Source organism: Pelistega indica (genome assembly GCF_000506865.1).
Classification (GTDB): domain Bacteria; phylum Pseudomonadota; class Gammaproteobacteria; order Burkholderiales; family Burkholderiaceae_B; genus Taylorella; species Taylorella indica.
This window is the reverse complement of the sequence record NZ_AYSV01000087.1, coordinates 1-17,321: the sequence shown is the minus strand read 5'-3', so window position 1 is coordinate 17,321 and position 17,321 is coordinate 1. Positions and strand designations below refer to the sequence as shown.

Annotated in this window: 20 protein-coding genes and 1 pseudogene; 9 read left to right on the top strand and 12 right to left on the bottom strand. The window is 38.6% G+C overall.

The window, feature by feature from the left end:
* Positions 1-6 precede the first annotated feature (6 nt).
* Positions 7-924 (top strand): LysO family transporter, encoded by a 918-nt coding sequence (locus V757_RS22025; RefSeq protein ID WP_023951197.1) that lies wholly within the window; start codon positions 7-9, stop codon positions 922-924.
* On the opposite strand, the gene V757_RS22020 is transcribed toward V757_RS22025, so the two are convergent.
* The 5 genes from V757_RS22020 to V757_RS22010 all read right to left on the bottom strand — a co-directional run bounded on the left by V757_RS22020 (position 921) and on the right by V757_RS22010 (position 4,663).
* Complete coding sequence (locus V757_RS22020; RefSeq protein ID WP_023951195.1) at positions 921-1,964, bottom strand: ABC transporter ATP-binding protein; 1,044 nt, start codon at positions 1,962-1,964, stop codon at positions 921-923. The two genes, V757_RS22025 and V757_RS22020, sit on opposite strands and share 4 nt — an antisense overlap.
* Positions 1,952-2,662: an ABC transporter permease gene (locus V757_RS29300; protein ID WP_245586999.1), complete on the bottom strand. Its 711-nt coding sequence runs from the start codon at positions 2,660-2,662 to the stop codon at positions 1,952-1,954. Before V757_RS29300 ends, V757_RS22020 begins: the two co-directional genes overlap by 13 nt.
* A gap of 28 nt (positions 2,663-2,690) precedes the next feature.
* Positions 2,691-3,593 (bottom strand): ABC transporter permease, encoded by a 903-nt coding sequence (locus V757_RS29295; RefSeq protein WP_245586998.1) that lies wholly within the window; start codon positions 3,591-3,593, stop codon positions 2,691-2,693.
* Between the two features lie 103 nt (positions 3,594-3,696).
* Positions 3,697-3,876: a hypothetical protein gene (locus V757_RS29290; RefSeq protein WP_245586997.1), complete on the bottom strand. Its 180-nt coding sequence runs from the start codon at positions 3,874-3,876 to the stop codon at positions 3,697-3,699.
* Positions 3,877-3,895: 19 nt separating this feature from the next.
* Positions 3,896-4,663 carry an ABC transporter substrate-binding protein gene (locus tag V757_RS22010; protein WP_245586996.1) on the bottom strand — a complete coding sequence of 256 codons (768 nt, stop codon included), beginning with the start codon at positions 4,661-4,663 and terminating at the stop codon, positions 3,896-3,898.
* Between the two features lie 213 nt (positions 4,664-4,876).
* On the opposite strand from V757_RS22010, the gene V757_RS22005 reads away from it, so the two are divergent.
* The 5 genes from V757_RS22005 to V757_RS21985 all read left to right on the top strand — a co-directional run bounded on the left by V757_RS22005 (position 4,877) and on the right by V757_RS21985 (position 9,344).
* Positions 4,877-5,779, top strand: a complete 903-nt coding sequence (locus V757_RS22005; RefSeq protein ID WP_023951193.1) for an EamA family transporter — start codon at positions 4,877-4,879, stop codon at positions 5,777-5,779.
* A gap of 94 nt (positions 5,780-5,873) precedes the next feature.
* A complete protein-coding gene (locus V757_RS22000) occupies positions 5,874-6,119 on the top strand; it encodes a GlsB/YeaQ/YmgE family stress response membrane protein (RefSeq protein ID WP_023951191.1) in 246 nt (81 codons plus the stop codon).
* A gap of 112 nt (positions 6,120-6,231) precedes the next feature.
* On the top strand, positions 6,232-6,573 hold the full coding sequence (locus V757_RS21995; protein WP_245587006.1) for a YkvA family protein: 342 nt from the start codon (positions 6,232-6,234) through the stop codon (positions 6,571-6,573).
* A gap of 23 nt (positions 6,574-6,596) precedes the next feature.
* Positions 6,597-7,967 (top strand): DUF2868 domain-containing protein, encoded by a 1,371-nt coding sequence (locus V757_RS21990; protein ID WP_023951187.1) that lies wholly within the window; start codon positions 6,597-6,599, stop codon positions 7,965-7,967.
* Positions 7,968-7,970: 3 nt separating this feature from the next.
* A complete protein-coding gene (locus tag V757_RS21985; RefSeq protein ID WP_023951185.1) occupies positions 7,971-9,344 on the top strand; it encodes a DUF3482 domain-containing protein in 1,374 nt (457 codons plus the stop codon).
* A gap of 74 nt (positions 9,345-9,418) precedes the next feature.
* Here the strand turns inward: V757_RS21985 and V757_RS21980 are convergent, their stop codons facing one another.
* The 4 genes from V757_RS21980 to V757_RS21970 all read right to left on the bottom strand — a co-directional run bounded on the left by V757_RS21980 (position 9,419) and on the right by V757_RS21970 (position 11,419).
* Entirely contained in the window at positions 9,419-9,964 is a 546-nt protein-coding gene (locus tag V757_RS21980; protein ID WP_162146573.1) for a TPM domain-containing protein, read from the bottom strand.
* Positions 9,900-10,217: a hypothetical protein gene (locus V757_RS28725; protein WP_147628862.1), complete on the bottom strand. Its 318-nt coding sequence runs from the start codon at positions 10,215-10,217 to the stop codon at positions 9,900-9,902. The genes V757_RS21980 and V757_RS28725 overlap by 65 nt, the downstream gene beginning before the upstream one ends.
* The gene (locus tag V757_RS27580; RefSeq protein WP_245587005.1) at positions 10,162-10,707 is read right to left on the bottom strand and encodes a TPM domain-containing protein; all 546 of its coding nucleotides are present in this window, start codon (positions 10,705-10,707) and stop codon (positions 10,162-10,164) included. The genes V757_RS28725 and V757_RS27580 overlap by 56 nt, the downstream gene beginning before the upstream one ends.
* Positions 10,708-10,813: 106 nt before the next feature.
* Complete coding sequence (locus tag V757_RS21970) at positions 10,814-11,419, bottom strand: LemA family protein (RefSeq protein ID WP_023951181.1); 606 nt, start codon at positions 11,417-11,419, stop codon at positions 10,814-10,816.
* Between the two features lie 191 nt (positions 11,420-11,610).
* Between V757_RS21970 and V757_RS21965 the strand changes: the two genes are divergently transcribed.
* The 3 genes and pseudogenes from V757_RS21965 to V757_RS21955 all read left to right on the top strand — a co-directional run bounded on the left by V757_RS21965 (position 11,611) and on the right by V757_RS21955 (position 14,495).
* Entirely contained in the window at positions 11,611-12,162 is a 552-nt protein-coding gene (locus tag V757_RS21965; protein ID WP_081710676.1) for a LysE family translocator, read from the top strand.
* Between the two features lie 127 nt (positions 12,163-12,289).
* Positions 12,290-13,907: pseudogene (locus V757_RS21960) on the top strand (peptide chain release factor 3).
* A gap of 21 nt (positions 13,908-13,928) precedes the next feature.
* Complete coding sequence (locus tag V757_RS21955) at positions 13,929-14,495, top strand: hypothetical protein (protein WP_023951177.1); 567 nt, start codon at positions 13,929-13,931, stop codon at positions 14,493-14,495.
* Positions 14,496-14,637: 142 nt separating this feature from the next.
* Here the strand turns inward: V757_RS21955 and bfr are convergent, their stop codons facing one another.
* The 3 genes from bfr to rpoN all read right to left on the bottom strand — a co-directional run bounded on the left by bfr (position 14,638) and on the right by rpoN (position 17,108).
* Positions 14,638-15,111, bottom strand: a complete 474-nt coding sequence (gene bfr, locus V757_RS21950; protein WP_023951175.1) for a bacterioferritin — start codon at positions 15,109-15,111, stop codon at positions 14,638-14,640.
* A 146-nt stretch (positions 15,112-15,257) separates the two neighbouring features.
* A complete protein-coding gene (locus V757_RS21945; RefSeq protein ID WP_023951173.1) occupies positions 15,258-15,473 on the bottom strand; it encodes a (2Fe-2S)-binding protein in 216 nt (71 codons plus the stop codon).
* A gap of 186 nt (positions 15,474-15,659) precedes the next feature.
* Entirely contained in the window at positions 15,660-17,108 is a 1,449-nt protein-coding gene (rpoN, locus tag V757_RS21940; protein WP_023951171.1) for an RNA polymerase factor sigma-54, read from the bottom strand.
* Between the last annotated feature and the right edge of the window lie 213 nt (positions 17,109-17,321).

The following is a 17,321-nucleotide window of genomic DNA, read 5'->3' as shown; positions in this document are numbered from 1 at the left end:
AAAACAATGGATACATTAACTTCACTTTTACCCATCTGTCTAGCGATTGTGGTTGGGATGATGGCAGGACACTTTTTGCCGGCAACAATCACTCAGCGTATTGCTAGAAGCATTACTCCTTTTATTTGGATCCTACTCTTTGCCATTGGTTATAAATTTGGTCTAGCACTAGAAAACATTACTCACGTCACGGACATACTAACACTTGCCTCTGTCTATTCCATAGGCTTGAGCATTTTTGTCGCACTCATTCTTTATCTACTTTATGGTCGAAAAACTCGCTTAACAGCTCACAAATCAGCACATGACTTAGGCATTGCTCATGTGCTAAAAGAATGTGCCCTGGCATTTCTTTCTATTATTCTAGGTGGATTATTTGCTCAAAGCTTACTGCATTTCAGCTTGCGTACGGATTTTATGCCATCAAGTGAGGTTTTTCTTTATATTTTGTTATTTATTATTGGGGTTGATTTGATTAATGCACCTGTAAGCCTAAAAAGCATTAATCGACGCATTGTATTCATGCCAGTTTGGATTCTCATTGCATCAACTATTGGCAGCGTGTTTCTTTCATGGCTAATGGGTATAGATTATCGATATGGTTTGGTCTTATCTGGTGGTCATGGTTGGTTTTCTCTTTCTGCCGTTCTAGTTACTGCTCATTTAGGTGAGTTCTACGGTGCCACTGCCTCACTAACAGACCTATTCAGAGAATTACTATCAATTGTTGCTCTATTTTTTATTGGTGCTAGATATCCAGATTCCGCTATAGCCGTTGCTGGCGCAACAGCAATGGATACAACCTTACCTATCATCAAAAAAACTGCAGGTAACCAATATATCGCCCAAGCAATTTATGTTGGCGTTGCCCTTAGTGTGATTGCTCCTTTTTGGTTAGGTTTTTTAATCAGTTTAATTCCTTAGTCCCCTAATAAATATCCTTGTTCAATGGTTAAGTATATGGTTTTATTTAATGGCAAATAAGATTCTGAAAAAAACAATATCTCTTGATCATTGTGCAGGCGTGCTTTGTAAGCATAACGTTCCCCTTTAAAGACGCGATTAAAAATTAACGCCTGTAACCCCTGACCCTCTTGCGCTAAATGAATATGCTGAGGACGAACCAAAAAAGTCTGTAGTTGGTTAGCAGAGAAAGTTCCCGGGGCTAATAATGTTTCAATTGTTTGTTTAGACAGTTGTTTACCCTTCTCCGGTGATCTCGCACTACTTTTCAAAATAGATCCCTGTCCAATAAAGCGTGCCACCCACTCAGAGCATGGTGTTTGATAAAGGCTTTGGGGAGAATCGAATTGTTCAATAACACCTTGCTTCATCACCGCAATTTTATCGGCTAGTGCCATAGCTTCTGCTTGATCATGCGTGACATAAATAAAAGTAGCATTAGTTTTGGCTTGGAATTCGCGAAATGTGTCTTCCATAGACGCTCGTAAATATTGGTCTAAATTCGCTAGAGGCTCATCTAATAGGACAATTTTAGGATGAGAAACCAAACATCTTGCTAATGCTACCCGCTGACGTTGCCCTCCACTTAATTCATTAGGCATTCTTTTGGCTAAATGTGCCATATTGACAGCTATTAAAGCGTCATTCACTTCCGCTAAATAAGCCTCGCCTTTAACCCCTTTAATCTTTAAGGCATAACCTACATTATCCATTACATTCATATGTGGCCATAATGCATATGACTGAAATACCATACTCATTTCTCGTTGTTCTGGAGGTATATTGGTATGAGAGGTAGAGATTTCTTTATCGTCTAATAAAATACGTCCTTCCGAGACAGGCTCAAAACCAGCAATCATACGTAAAACAGTCGTTTTCCCACAACCAGATGGGCCTAGCAAGGCCAAAAATGTTCCTGACTCAACTGTTAATGATACCGAATCCACTACCTTTTGATCTGCAAATACTTTAGAGACATTTTCTAAGACTAGCTTTGCCATGGAATTACTCCTTTAGGTAAACGTTTTCCTAACAAACTCAATATCAGCATCAATACGATTACCAATAGCACGACTACCACAGATACAGCAGAAGCCATAATAGCATCGCCACTTTCGTCCATATTAAAAATAATCACTCCTACTGTTTCTTTCCCAGCGCTCCACAATAATGCTGAAACAGTTAATTCATTAAAGGCAATCAAGAATACCAAAATAATTCCTGCAAATACCGAAGGCGCAAGTAAAGGAATAAGAATATCCCTTAATCGCTGGGTAAAGTTTGCTCCACACAGCTGAGCCGCCTCTTCTAAAGCTACGTCCATTTGCAACATACTACTTTGGATGGGTTTAAATCCTACAGTTAAAAATCTTGCCAAATAAGCAAACAAAATAATCCATAACGTACCATAAAGACTTACATTCACTATCGGCAAAGGCTTCACAAAGATAAGAATACACGCTATTGATAATACCACCCCGGGTAAAGCATAGGGAATGTCCATCATTACTTTACTTACATAATAAAGCTTACTTGATGAATCTCGTTGCCCCCAATAGGCTAATGGGATACTAATCAAAACAATAATAACTGCTGCCATTAAGGATAAGAAAAAACTATTAGTAAATGCTCGCCAAACACTACTTTGTGGTTTAAAAATATTAATATACCCTTGCCAACTAAAAGTCTCCCAACTCAATGGTATACCTTGCGCAGCGACAAAAGAGCTACTCAATAAAGCGAGCAAGGGAATAACTAAAATAGACTAACAAAACCACTGCCAAGCTTATTTCTACAACAAGACGCCATTGATTTAATTCAAATTTAAAAGGTTTTCCTTGTGCGCTCATTAAGGTCATCTTATTTTGAAAATGATGCTGTACCCAAACGGCGACAACTGCTAGAACAGCAATAATCAACGATAAACTTGATAATTCACTAATCATCGTGGGACCAAAATCAGCCATTTTTTGATAAATCAAGGTAGGAAGTACATAGTAAGAGACAGGAATTCCCAACATAGCAGGGATCCCAAAATTTCCTAGTCCAGAAATAAAAGCAACGGCCGCTCCAGCCACTAACCCATTACGACATAAAGGAAAAATAATATCTATAAAAACACGTTGCTGGCTAGCTCCATTTAAACGAGCCGCCTCAATCAATTCCTTAGGAATATAGAGTAAATTGCTCCTTAATATTAGAAAGACCAATGAAGTATGCTGAATTCCCATCAATAGAATAATACCCCAAGCAGAATATAACGGCTGTTTACTACCTAAGGCTGGTGCCATACCTAACGTTTTTAATAAAACGCTACTTGGACCCATTAGCTGCAACCAACTTAGCGCTGTGACTTGTGGAGGAATCATCATAGGTAACATAAATAAAAATACCCATAATGACTTCCATCTAATATCACTTAAAACAACGAAAAAAGCGAGTGCCCCACCAAGAAATAACGATACCCACATCGCCATGAAAGAGGTATAAATACTGTGATTAAAGGCTAACCAAGTATTTTTTTGAGAAATAACTTTGGATAAACTAGAGGGGTGATGCCAACTAATATCGGACAATGCCTGCATCACTAGTCGTACGGTCGGTAAAACACTAATTATCGTTATCAACAAAACTAACCCCCATAATAGGGGGCTAGGAAGTTTATTTTTGCTTGTTAAAGTCATACAATTGCTGACAATATCTTTACTAAATCACTTCATCAACAACCTTAAACTATTCAAATAGTTTACTAAAACCTGCCTTATCATTTTCAGTGTTTTCTAAGGCTTTGCTTGCATCAAATGGTAATAATTTAATTTCTTTACGATCAGGGAATCCTTCTGGTGAAGGCATACCATTACGAGCCGGTAGATAACCTTGGCTTAATACCAATTTTTGACCTTCCTCAGACAATACAAAGTCCACGAATTTTTTAGCTTAATTCTTTGTTTTTAGAAGATTTTAAAATAGCGATTGGTTCAGTCACCATACTGACACCTTCAGTAGGGAACACAAACTCAACAGGTGCTCCTTTAGCTTTTTCACGAATTGCTAAATAATCCACCAATACGCCATAAGGTTTTGCACCCGACGTAATCGCTGTCAATACACTACCATTACCTTTTTGTGGGCTCATGCCATTAGCTTTAAGACCCTCGTAATATTTCCAACCAAACTCAGGGTTGGTCGTTAGTGCAGATAAATGAATTAATGCTGCACCAGAATAAAGAGGGCTAGGCATTGCTGCCAAATCTTTATATTCAGGCTTTAACAAATCATTCCAAGATGTTGGTTTATCTTTAGCCTCTTTATGATACGCAATCCCTGTTGTAATCAGCTTAGTACCATAATAAAAACCTTGATTATCGTATAAAGAAGCATCGTAATGACTTTTTTCTGCTGAGTCATAAGCTTCAAGTAAATTTTCTTTCTTTAATTGCTCTAGGGTAACACTGTCCGCAATCAATAGTAGGTCTGGCTTGATCACTCCAGCATCCACTTCAGCACGAAACTTTGTCATTAATTTTGTTGTACCATCGCGCACCCACTCAACCTTAACACCAGGATTAGCTTTTTCAAAAGCCTCTACTGTCATTTGTGCATCAGCAACAGGTTGAGACGTATATAGGGTAAGTTGTTGGGCCTGTGCACCTACTGACAATACCGCCAAACCTAAGGCAGTCAGCAATTTATTAAACATGCTATTCTCCAATACAGAATTCCGAAAATTATATCAAGATGCGAGTAGCTTAACGAGCAGATATTTCATGATTGTGACAGTCTACAAGTAAAGCAATTTTTACGTTGATTTCACACTTTTTTCATCATAAAACAACGACCTGTCATATTAGTGTATTATTTGAAATTGTCTATCTATTTTAATAAGACTTAACAATTTTCTAGGTGCTTCATCATGCCTTTAAGAGACTGGCTAGCCGCTTTATTGACCATTATTGTATGGGGACTTAATTTTTTAATTAGCAAAATTGGTTTGGCAGAACTCCCCCCTTTATTGTTTGGAGGTATTCGTGTATTCATGGTTGCCTTTCCAGCCATATTTTTTTTAAAACCTCCTAAAGCACCGTGGAAATTAATCATCGCCTATGGGACTACCATCAACTTTTTGCAATTTGCCTTTATGCTAAGTTCTTTAGCCTTTGGACTATCAGGAGGACTCACCTCTTTATTAATGCAAATGCAAGCTTTCTTTACCATCATTTTTGCAGCACTTTATTTTAAAGAAAAAATTCCCTTGGGCAGCTTAATCGCCATTTTTATTGCATTCCTAGGCATAACACTATTGATTCAAGGCGCTAATACTGAAACAGTCATTCCCTTTCTAGGACTTATTTGTGTTGTAGGCGCTGCAATTTCTTGGGCATGTGGTAATATCACCATCAAATTGATGCGAGAAGTAAATATGGTCAGTTTGGTTGTCTGGGGTGGACTGATTTCCACACCGATGTTCATGCTAGCTTCCTACATCTTTGAAGGTCCGGAACGGATTGCCTCTAGTCTAAGCAATGCATCAATCAATGCTTATATAGCCGCTGCTTATTCCGCCTATATGTCAAATCTCGTGGGTTATGTCCTGTGGGGACGTTTGTTAGCCACTCGTCCTGTTAACTTGATTGCACCACTAACACTACTGGTTCCTATTGTTGGTATTATTTCTAATGCTATTGCATTCCACGAAAAGCTTTCTGTCATACAGTGGTTCGGGGTCATTACAGTAATGTTGGCATTGATTATTAATGTTTTCTGGTTAAAAATCGTTAAATTTTTTAAATTATCCCTCAATCCTCATAAAAATTAACATTTAATCATTGAAACGACATAATTCATCCTTATAATGATAGTTATGTAGTTTTCAATAAACTATTTTTCATTTTTTTAGTTCGAGGATTGTTATGTCTATTATTAGTGCTATCATTATTGGTTTTATCGTTGGTCTTATCGCACGTGCCATTATGCCGGGAACTCAATCTATGGGCTTCATCATGACAACATTATTAGGTGTAGCAGGCTCTTTTGTAGGCTCTTATTTAGGTCAAGCTATTGGTATGTATCCAGCAGGTAGCCAAGCAGGTTGGATTGCTTCTGTTGTAGGTGCATTAATCCTACTATTTATTTTTGGTCTCGTAAGTAAGAAGTAAGGCACGCTTACTTTCTCCCTCTGACAGCGTGCCTTTATGGCACGCTTTTTATTTCTTGGAGGTTTTCCTAATGAATCACAAGGATCCATCGGTCAAAGAAACCCAAAATCTAATGGGACAATTAAGTAAACTCGCTAAACGTCTGGGAGAACCACTACTTGAAAAAGCCCTATACCTCTACTATGGTTTAAAGAACCCCTCTACTCCCAAATGGGCTAGAAAAGTGATTTATGGCGCACTAGCCTATCTAGTACTGCCTGTTGATGCCATACCTGACCTCTTGCCGGGTGTCGGTTTTACGGATGATTTAAGTGTTATTGCAGCCGCTTTAGCAACAGTCTCTTATTACATTACCCCTGAAGTTAAAGCACAAGCGAAAGAAAAAATGGCAAAATGGTTCTCTAAAAAGCAACCAATCAATGATTTAAACGACAATATCATTGATATTAAGTAAACCGTTTTTCTATCACTTTATTCATGCCAACAATTAATTTTAAAGAAATATGGGTTACAGAAGCTGTACGACAGCGCGAGGAACACTGGGGACCTATAGAAGATAATGCCGTTGTTTTACAGCTTCGTGCCCAACCAATTTCTCTTGCTGATAAAGTTATCCAACGTGCCCTTTTATTAAGTCGCCGAGATGGTTTATTAGAAACAGTAAATCAATGGATAAGTGCGTCAAAATTTGCACTTATCCTATTTATTTTTCTCGCCATACTATCTGGTATAGGCATGGCTTATAGTGCATTAAGCACTAGTCATATTAACGTTATTATGGCATTGGTCGCTTTATTAGGTTTGCATGCTATTACCTTTATTTTTTGGCTCTTTACCTTATTTGCGACTTGGGATACACAAACGTTACTAGGGCGTGTATGGTTATGGTTAAGCAAAAAACTAGCTCGTAGTCCCGATGCAACCCTTGCCATGCAATCGTTTATTCATACAAGTAATCAACAAGGAAGTCTACGCTGGATTTTAAGTAGTATTAGCCATGGTTTTTGGCTAATTAGTTTGACTTCCTGCCTAATTACAATGCTGTTGTTGCTATCCACCAAAAGCTATACTTTTGGTTGGGAAACCACCATTTTATCAAGCAATGGCTTTGTGGGTTTTACACAAATAATTGGCTTTATTCCTTCACTATTGGGTTTCCCTATTCCAGATGTACAAATTATTCATGCCAGTGGTAATCATATTGCTTCTCAAATAGATGCGCAAAAAGCATGGTCAATATGGCTATTAGGACAGTTAGTCGTATGGGGAATCCTAACTCGTTTAATCAGCTTTATTTTTTCGTTTATCAAAGCTCGTTTAACCATAAAAAGAACGACTATTGATATTACGTTACCAAGTTACTCTACATTAATAAAACGCCTTGAACAGCGTGCTGAAAAGATTGATATTGACGCCTCAGCTCCAAATTATGAGCTACCGAATATAGATAAAACCACACCAACTAACTGGACCACTGAGCGTTTAATTGTAGGTCTAGAGATACCAAGCAAACAAGTTTGGCCTCCATTTATCTTACACCCATCTGTCACAGACGTTGGTAAAATTGAATCTCGTGAACAACGTCATCAATTAATGCTCAAACTAATTAACCATCCTGTCAAGGAATTATTACTTGTTTGCGATGGTCGTCAAACGCCCGATAGAGGTATTGCCTATTTTATTAAAGATGTAGCTGGATATGCAGAACGTACCTCAATTTATTTAATTGAGCAAAATGACGATCATGAGCGTATGGCTTTATGGCAACAGACGCTTACTGCAATTGGTTTAAACATAAACAATATTTTTAATAAACCAAGCCAAATCTCTCATTGGATATCGGAGTAAGCTATGAACCAATTATTAAGGCTCGCTATTGTTGGACATACTAATACTGGTAAAACCTCTTTATTACGTACTTTGTTAGAAGATAGGTCTTTTGGTGAGGTTAAAAATGCAGCTGGTACTACACGTCATGTTGAAGGCGCTCGCATCCAAGTTCATGGGCAAGGACTAATCGAATTATATGATACGCCAGGACTTGAAGATGGTATTGGGCTACATGATTACTTAGATCAATTAGCACAACATTATGGATCTCGTGTAGATGGACCTGAGAGCATTACACAGTTCTTAGACTCACCAGAAAGCACAAAACGCTTTGAGCAAGAGGCTCGTGTTTTACGCAAACTCTTAGACTGTGATGCTGGTCTTTATGTAGTCGATATTCGTGATCCAGTATTAGCAAAACATAAGGATGAATTAGCCATTCTTGCTCGATGTGGGAAACCATTAATCGCCATTTTGAATTTTATCCATAGTGAAAATAATTATTTAGAAGAATGGCGTACTACTCTTGCTCGTCTAGGCCTACATATGAGTATTGAATTTGATACAGTTGCTCCTGCTATTGACGGAAAAGAACAACTTTATCAAAAACTTGCTTTAGTTTTAGATAAACATTCTGCTGCTTTAATAGGGCTGGCTGAAGACATTAAGCAGCAACGCTCCCTTAGAAGAACAGTTGCCTTTAATATGCTAGCGGAATTATTAATTGATGTGGCCTCATTAAAAGTCACTAGTCAAACGGATGAGCATAGTGTCAGTACACAATGGGCAGCTATTCAAGATAAAATTCGACAGCGTGAAAACAAATTTATCAGTAATCTACTCACTCATTATCGCTTTTCGGTGCAAGACTATCCTAACCAATCTCTACCTATCGAAGGGGAGCGTTGGGGGATGGATTTATTTAGTCCTGATGCTATGGCTGATATGGGTATTCATTTAAGCAAAGGCTTTGCAGCAGGAGCAATGGCTGGTGCCGCTATTGATGTTCTAACTGCTGGTCTAAGTTTGGGTACAGCCGCTCTTCTGGGAGGCATTGTTGGCAGTGTATGGCAAGGTGCTGACAAGCTAGGCAAACGAATCATGGGACGCATTCAAGGCTATCACGAACTCAGTGTTGATGATGCTGTTATTCGATTGTTAGCAATTAGAGGTCTGCAACTTATTGATGCTCTGGAGCACCGAGGGCATGCTGCTCAAGATATTATTACATTGAATGAATCATCAGTTAAACAACTACAAGAAGGTGATTTACCCGAGCAAATCCGTCAAGCCCGTTATAACCCTGAATGGTCAACCATGGGGGAAAACTATGAAAGGGAATCAGCTCGTGATGTAGCCATTCATGGTTTAGCACAATATTTATTGAAACGATAAGTGTCTTTTATTTGTTACCTTGATGTGACTTGCTATGGTCGTACAATACTCTCATACAAACCAAAAACAAGTCACTAGAATATCACAGGCTCATTGGGTAACGCATTTTGGGCATTTATAGGTAAATCTCCACAGCTTATCGCTAATAGACTCTCTATCTCATCAATAGCCGCTAACAGTCCTTGTTCAAACTGTTTCTGACTAAAAGACTGTGATAACTTAGCACATACCTTTTGCCACTCAGCATCATCAACTACCACACCATTATCAGCAATAATTTCAATGGTATGTAAGGATAAGTTAATGTATAACAATACTCCCGTTCTAAAGGGAGTATCCCATACTTTCAGGCGTCCAAAAATTTCTAATGCCCGTTCAGAACTGACTAAGCCTGCTACTGGCGCATGCGTTTCAATAGCTAATACAAGCTCACCTGCGTGACGATCTTCACTGGCTTCAATACGTTTAGTCAAGGAATTCACTACTTCTGTGGTGAAATACTTACGATGTAAATAACTACCGTGCCAATGGCCTAAGCCTATTTTTGTTAATAAATTACCAGCCACCTGAGGCACCTCCACCGCCACTTGATCCGCCGCCACCTCCGCCGAAGCCGCCACCAAAACCGCCTCCGCCGAAGCCTCCACCACCAAAACCACCGCCGCCAAAGCCTCCCCACGTATCATTTCTTGAACGTGTACGTGTTTGGCGTGCAGATTGATTGCGTGCTGTACTTATATTATTTTTAAAGAATAGTCTTAAAAAGCTAGAAATCACAAATACAGCAATAGCTAACCCAATAGCCAATCCAACAGAGTCAACAAAACCCAGTACTAATTGAGCTGAAACAACTGCACCAAAGACTGGATGCACAAATACAGCGATTAAACATGCTATAACCCAAAATGATAAGCATCGATAGTAAATCACTTTCTTCAAAAGTGTCTGCCTCTACCCCACTAGTTTTGCTAGGTAGATTTTCATTCTTTATCAATAACATCAATTGCGTCACACCCTTATCTATCCCTGTGACGTATTGATTTTGTTTGAAATACGGTGCTACTGTGTCATTTAAGATGCGTGAAGCGAGAATATCAGGAATAGCACCCTCTAGACCATATCCAACCTCTAGCCGTTGTCGACGGTCGTTTTTAGCAATGACATACAAAACACCGTCATCAATCCCTTTGCGACCTACTTTCCACTGTTCAAACACACGTACTGCATAGGTTTCGATTGTCTCTGGTTGCACAGTAGGAATCATCAAAACAAAAATTTGTGAACCAGTCTCTTCATCAAACGCTTTTAGCTTGGCATTTAATGAAGCTAATTCTGTTGCACTAAACGTATTTGTTTGATCTATTGCATAATTTGTTGATGCTGGGATAGCAGCTCATTTTGCGCCAAAACTCCCCCTGTACTGACTAGCAATACAAGGAGAAGCTGTAAGAAATAACGAAAAATCGCCATTATTGTGCTTTTGCTGGTGTATCAAATTTTACAGTAGGCACTTTCATAATCTCAGCTTGGTTATCTACGCCAAAGTTAGGTTTTACGCTATAACCAAAAATTTTAGCTGTGATTAACTGAGGGAATTGACGAATAAACGTGTTATAAGATTGAACCTCTTTAATATAACGTCCACGCGCAGTTGCAATACGGTTTTCAGTCCCCTCTAGCTGTACATTTAAATCACGAAATACTGTATCAGCCTTTAATTGTGGATAGTTCTCAGCTACAGCAATTAAACGAGATAAAGCAGACGTTAATTGACCTTGTGCTGCTTGGAACTGAGCCAATTCTGACTCAGTAGGCAATTTATCGGCAGATACTTGGATAGAGCCCACTTTTGAGCGAGCCTCTGTTACTTGAGTAAGAACTTCACGCTCATGTACCATGTAAGCATTCACGCTTGATACGATTTGAGGGACTAAGTCTGCACGTCGTTGATATTGGTTAAGTGTTTCAGACCAAGCTGCTTTAACATTTTCATCAAGCTTTTGAATATCGTTATAGCCACAACCCGCTAACAGCGTAGCAACCATTAGAACTAGAAAAGCACGAATTTTTTTCATTAAAAGAGATAACCTTATAACAAGAAAATTAATGACGCTCTTATTATATAAGAGATATAATAATTTCCCGTTGTTATTTTAACAATTTTTGCATTTCCTACTACATACTATGACCTGGGCTGTCTGGATTAATCTTTGTTTTGCTATGCTTTGCTATTTCACTATCACCCGGCCCTGGCGCAGTTTCATCTATGGCGTCTGGATTACGTTATGGCTTCCCTCGTGGTTATTGGAATGCCGTTGGCTTGGCCATTGGCTATGCTACTCAATACCTCATTAGTATTATTGGTGTTGGCGCTATTCTTGCAACCTCCCCCATCGCCTTCGAAATTGTTAAATGGGTTGGTGTGTTGTATTTACTCTACTTAGGTTATAAACAAATCCGTTCACCTGTCGCCATTATCCGAATTGATGATGCATCTTCTACTACAGAAGAAACCTTTTCTACTACAAAACTAATCTATCAAGGTATGTTGGTTAATTTAACCAATCCTAAAGGCGCGGTGTTTCTGATTGCCATTACTCCACAGTTTCTTAATGTCAATGCTCCCGTAATTCCACAATACATCATTATTTGTGCAACATTAGTAATTGCTGATATGACTATCATGGCTGGTTATACGGGTTTAGCGGCAAAAATTATGAAATTTATGCACCGACCACACCATGCGGCAAGACTCAATAAAGTATTTGGTTTTCTATTTATTATGGCGGCAATATTTATGGCATTACTGCGTAAATAATCGCTCCTCCAAATTGCCAATAACTGTAAACATTGCAAAATCATTTCAACTTAAGCCAATAAGAGTAAGTTTTATCCATTAAATCAGATTAAAATAAGCTCTTTGTTGACTAAATTATTATTTAGAGATGTCCTCTTTATCCATTGCTCAAGAAGTCGCCCGCCGTCGAACGTTTGCGATTATTTCTCACCCTGACGCCGGTAAAACAACCTTAACCGAAAAGCTTCTATTATTTTCAGGAGCCATTCAAATTGCGGGAAGTGTTAAAGCCCGTAAGGCAAGTCGTCATGCAGCCTCAGACTGGATGGAAATTGAAAAACAAAGAGGTATTTCGGTTGCATCTTCTGTGATGCAAATGGAATACAAAAACTGTGTGATCAACTTATTAGACACGCCAGGACACCAAGACTTCTCTGAAGATACCTATCGTGTATTAACAGCTGTAGATGCTGCTATTATGGTGATTGATGCAGCTAATGGTATTGAGCCACAAACAATTCGATTGCTACAAGTTTGTCGAGCTCGTAATACACCAATTATTACCTTCGTAAACAAACTTGACCGTGAGGTTAAAGAACCCTTAGACTTATTAAATGAAATTGAATCACACCTTGGCATGGATGCGATTCCTTTTTCATGGCCTATTGGGATGGGGAAACACTTTGGGGGTGTTTTTGACTTACGCAACGATCGTATGCGTCTCTTTAAAGCGGGTCAAGAAAGACTAGAATGAAAAAACTGATTATATTGAGGGACTTTATAATCCTTTAATTAAGGAAAAATTTGGTGCTTATTATGAAAAAGCCCTTGAGGAAATTGAGTTAATCAAAGAAGCAACACCAGACTTTTCTCATCAAGCCTTTTTAGAAGGTAAACAAACACCTATTTTCTTTGGCTCCGCAGTCAATAATTTTGGCGTACAAGAAGTACTTGATACGCTTGTCGAGTGGGCACCAAAGCCTGGCGCTAGACAAGCTCTTGAGCGTGTCGTATCACCTGACGAACCAAAATTTACTGGTGTTGTGTTCAAAGTTCAAGCCAATATGGATCCCGCTCATCGAGATCGCGTCGCCTTTGTTCGTGTAAGCTCTGGGCGTTTTGAGCGAGGGATGCGTTTAAAAGTTAGCCGTACCAATAAAGAGATTCGTCCAAATAATGTCGTGTCATTTCTCTCTCAGAGACGAGAATTACTTGATGAGGCTTATGCTGGCGATGTCATTGGTATTCCTAACCATGGTGTTTTACATCTTGGAGATGTTCTGACAGAAGGTGAAACATTACACTTTACCGGTCTACCTTTCTTTGCACCAGAATTATTCCAAGCTGTAGAGGTAAAAGATCCTCTGCGTTCTAAACAATTACGCACTGGCTTGACACAATTAGGAGAAGAAGGCGCTATTCAAGTCTTTAGACCAGAGGCTGCTGGTGGCGCTTTATTACTAGGTGCCATTGGTCAATTACAATTTGAAGTAGTGGTTCATCGTTTAAAAACAGAATACGGTGTTGATGCACGTTTAATGCCATCTCGTTATACAATGGCAAGATGGTTTACAAGCGATAACCCAGCGGCATTACGCAAATTTATGACGAGTAATGCACAGCATATTGCCTATGATGTAGTTGATGCACCAGCGTTTTTAATTAGCTCTATGGCACAATTACGTGTCGCCGAGGAATTAAATCCAGATATCAAATTCCATGCAATGCGCGAGCATGGTGGTCAAGTCTTTCATGACAATAACTAATTCTTTTAAAGGTTTCTTACTATGAGTTGGCGTTTATTATTTTTTACTTTATTAGTGCTCGCTGGTATAGCAACCGTTGGTGGTCTATATGCAGGCGACTGGTTAATTGATCACGCCCCTAAGCAAGCTAATTTACCTAATATTGATGAGAACGACCCTACACCAAAAGTTGATGCCAATGGAATTCCTATTCTAAATCAACCGCCACAACCACTTATGAGCGGAAAAATGGGCGTAGCAGAAAGCTTACCCACCGTTGATTGGCAGGTAAAATCATCTAACCTAATGAATGGTAAAACAGTAACATCTTCTGGCTCTAGTCTCTCAAATAGTGCACCGCTCAAAAGCACAGAAAATGTTATTAATGCGGGTGCTGTTAGTCAAAATATTACTACTCGCCCAATTAGTAATAATAATACTAGTAATAATAATGCTGGATTTGCATGGGAAGGAGCGTTTCGCAAAGAAATGGCGACTTGTCGTCAGTTAGGCTTTTCTGAAAGACCCTCTTGTATTAGTACGGTTCGTGCGAAATACTGTGGCGCCAATAACGCTTGGGGCAAGATTAGTGATTGCCCTGCACGCTAATTAGCCCTCTCTATAGCACCATTAAAAAAATAACTCTTTAGTAAAAATTATCCCCATAGGTGAACTTGAACTTATGGGGGTTGTTCAAGCCACCCATGGGGGTAACTTAACAAAAAATACGTTTTAGGAGTCAGGATAAAAACTATTCACCCTGAGATTGTGATTGAATGTAATTTTGCAAGCCTACTACTTTGATTAATTCTTGTTGAGTTTCTAACCAATCAATTTGCTCTTCATTATCATCGAGTATATCGGTTAATAACTCTCTTGTCACATAATCCTTAACTACTTCCATATGCTGAATTGCCTCTTTAAGATCAGCATGGAAATCCTTTTCTAAGGCTAAATCACAGGCAATAATATCCTCAACATCTTCACCAATACGAATTTTGCCTAAATCTTGCAAGTTTGGTAATCCCTCTAATAAGAAAACACGCTCAATAATCTCATCTGCATGCTTCATTTCTTCGATTGACTTTTTATATTCAGCCTTACCTAAATTTTCCACACCCCAGTTTTTTAACATTCTTGCATGCAAGAAATATTGGTTAATGGCAGTTAATTCAGTTTTTAAAATTTTATTTAAGAATTTATTAACTTCTTTGGGTGCTTTCATAACAGGCTCCTTGAAGAGTGGTTTACTCTATTCTAACACGCAAAAAAGCCACTCTCAAGCATTTAAAATTAACTTAAGAATGGCTTTAATAAACAATTTAACCTAAAACAGAATAGTTATCGTATAGATTATAATCACTATTTTAATTAAGCGACCTCTTTCCACTTAGCCGTAACGTCTTTAACTTCTAATGCAGATGAATCCGTTGGCGTTTGTAAATACGACTCCGCACAACTCGCACAGCACCCACAACAGGTAGCAACACCAAGCTGGGCTTGCAAATCAGCTAATGTACGGGCACCATTAGCCACAGCCTCTTTGACTGTTTTTTCACTAATCGCATTGCATACACAGACATACATTTTGTTTGCCTCATTATATTCTGAAAAGACATAATGTTGATTATAGTCCGCTCAATGATAAAGTCAAGCAAAAATCATTCTCATTTCGTTTTATGATACAGTTTGCAATTAACTCCTTAATGTCTGTTGTTTTGCTGCAAAATGACAACATGTTAATGACAAACGTTCCTTCTAGATTGTTTGAGTTTATTCACTACCGCTCAATAATGCTTGCGCTTTACGTATAGATGTAGCAGGTATATTCATCCCCTCACGATATTTGGCCACTGTTCGTCTGGCAATAACAATTCCTTGTTTTTCCAGCAAATTAACAAGCTTGCTATCCGATAGCGGCTTAGCTTTATTTTCTTGCTCAATAAGTTGCTTAATTTTTAACTGTACAGAGGCAGCTGATGCATCTTCTCCCTCTTGAGTAGCAATCGCATTTGTAAAAAATCGTTTTAACTCAAAAATACCATGAGGAGTAGCAATAAATTTCTGATTTACTGCTCGAGAAATAGTTGATTCATGTAACGATAACTGATCAGCAATCACCTTTAAAGTCAATGGTTTCAAGGCGGATAAACCATGCTCAAAAAAAGCGTATTGCTCCTGCAAAATAGCTTGTCCAACCATCAAAATCGTTGCAAACCGCTGATTCAGCTGTAACATAAAGAGCCTTGCTTGTTTTAGCTGTTCATTCATAGCAGCATTCTCAGCTAAACGCTTTTTATCCATAACCTTAATGACACGTTCATAGTCTGGTTGAATACGTAATTTAGGTAATACCTGAGGATTTAAAACAAGTTCCCACTTACCCTCTACATAGCGACATAATAAGTCAGGAATAGCAAAATCAGCTTCTTTACTGCTATATAAGCGTCCCGGTTTTGGATTCAACTGCTGAATCAGATGATGGACTTGCCTTATACTTTCTATATCAGTTTCTAACCACGTTAACAATTGTTGGACATCCGCTTTAGCTAAGGCCTCTAGACCTGCAAAACCTCGTTTACATATCTGTCTCGCTTTTTCAATAATCCCCTCATCAATATCCAAAGAAAGTGTCAAGATGTCATCATCCAGCTGCAATAGCAAACATTCCGCTAAATTACGAGCCCCTATCCCAGACGGTTCAAAACTTTGCAATATCCTTAAAGCATATTGGAGCTCTGTCAATGAAACATCCTTATCCAACTCCTCTGATACTAATGTTGTCAATTCTGCTAAATCACTACTTAAATAACCGTTATCATCCAAGTCACCGATTAGATAACTAACCAAACTTTTTTGAAAATCATCCACGTCGCTCGTGCTTAACTGTTCAAGTAAATAATCTTGTAAACTAATAGTTGCTATAATTTCAGGGGTATAATCGTCCTCATCAAAGGTCGATTGATACATTGAAAAATCTTCAGCCTCTGTATTGGCATATTCGAGCAAAGAATCCGATTCTCCCTGTCCTTGATTGGTTTCATCAAATCCATTATTCAAATCAAGTTCTAGCATGGGATTATCAAGCAGCATTTTATTTAATTCTGCTTCTAATTCAACCCCTGAATATTGCAATAACTTAAGAGACTGTTGCTGTTGAACGGTCAGTGTCTGTTGCTGACTAACAGTGGCTGTAATTCCTTGACGTATACTTACTGGCATTATCTTATGACACCATCAGCTTCAAAAAAATTAGACATTTCACTTCTAAATAAAACCTTATTTCGGCTCGCCCTTCCACGCTTAGTTCTTCGCTCTGTGGTGGTACTGATTTGTGTAATCCTATGGATTATGGTTGCACAATGGATTTTAGCATTTGGCGCTAAACAAGACTATTGCTTTCTTAGCAATGTTATACAGTTAACCTAATTGATT

What these genes read in the sequence shown, in the direction of transcription:
- V757_RS22025 (WP_023951197.1), top strand. Translation starts at nt 7, where the DNA reads ATGGATACATTAACTTCACTTTTACCCATCTGTCTAGCGATTGTGGTT.
- V757_RS22020 (WP_023951195.1), bottom strand. Translation starts at nt 1,964, where the DNA reads ATGGCAAAGCTAGTCTTAGAAAATGTCTCTAAAGTATTTGCAGATCAA.
- V757_RS22010 (WP_245586996.1), bottom strand. Translation starts at nt 4,663, where the DNA reads ATGTTTAATAAATTGCTGACTGCCTTAGGTTTGGCGGTATTGTCAGTA.
- V757_RS22005 (WP_023951193.1), top strand. Translation starts at nt 4,877, where the DNA reads ATGCCTTTAAGAGACTGGCTAGCCGCTTTATTGACCATTATTGTATGG.
- V757_RS22000 (WP_023951191.1), top strand. Translation starts at nt 5,874, where the DNA reads ATGTCTATTATTAGTGCTATCATTATTGGTTTTATCGTTGGTCTTATC.
- V757_RS21995 (WP_245587006.1), top strand. Translation starts at nt 6,232, where the DNA reads ATGGGACAATTAAGTAAACTCGCTAAACGTCTGGGAGAACCACTACTT.
- V757_RS21990 (WP_023951187.1), top strand. Translation starts at nt 6,597, where the DNA reads ATGCCAACAATTAATTTTAAAGAAATATGGGTTACAGAAGCTGTACGA.
- V757_RS21985 (WP_023951185.1), top strand. Translation starts at nt 7,971, where the DNA reads ATGAACCAATTATTAAGGCTCGCTATTGTTGGACATACTAATACTGGT.
- V757_RS21970 (WP_023951181.1), bottom strand. Translation starts at nt 11,419, where the DNA reads ATGAAAAAAATTCGTGCTTTTCTAGTTCTAATGGTTGCTACGCTGTTA.
- V757_RS21965 (WP_081710676.1), top strand. Translation starts at nt 11,611, where the DNA reads ATGGCGTCTGGATTACGTTATGGCTTCCCTCGTGGTTATTGGAATGCC.
- V757_RS21955 (WP_023951177.1), top strand. Translation starts at nt 13,929, where the DNA reads ATGAGTTGGCGTTTATTATTTTTTACTTTATTAGTGCTCGCTGGTATA.
- bfr (WP_023951175.1), bottom strand. Translation starts at nt 15,111, where the DNA reads ATGAAAGCACCCAAAGAAGTTAATAAATTCTTAAATAAAATTTTAAAA.
- V757_RS21945 (WP_023951173.1), bottom strand. Translation starts at nt 15,473, where the DNA reads ATGTATGTCTGTGTATGCAATGCGATTAGTGAAAAAACAGTCAAAGAG.
- rpoN (WP_023951171.1), bottom strand. Translation starts at nt 17,108, where the DNA reads ATGCCAGTAAGTATACGTCAAGGAATTACAGCCACTGTTAGTCAGCAA.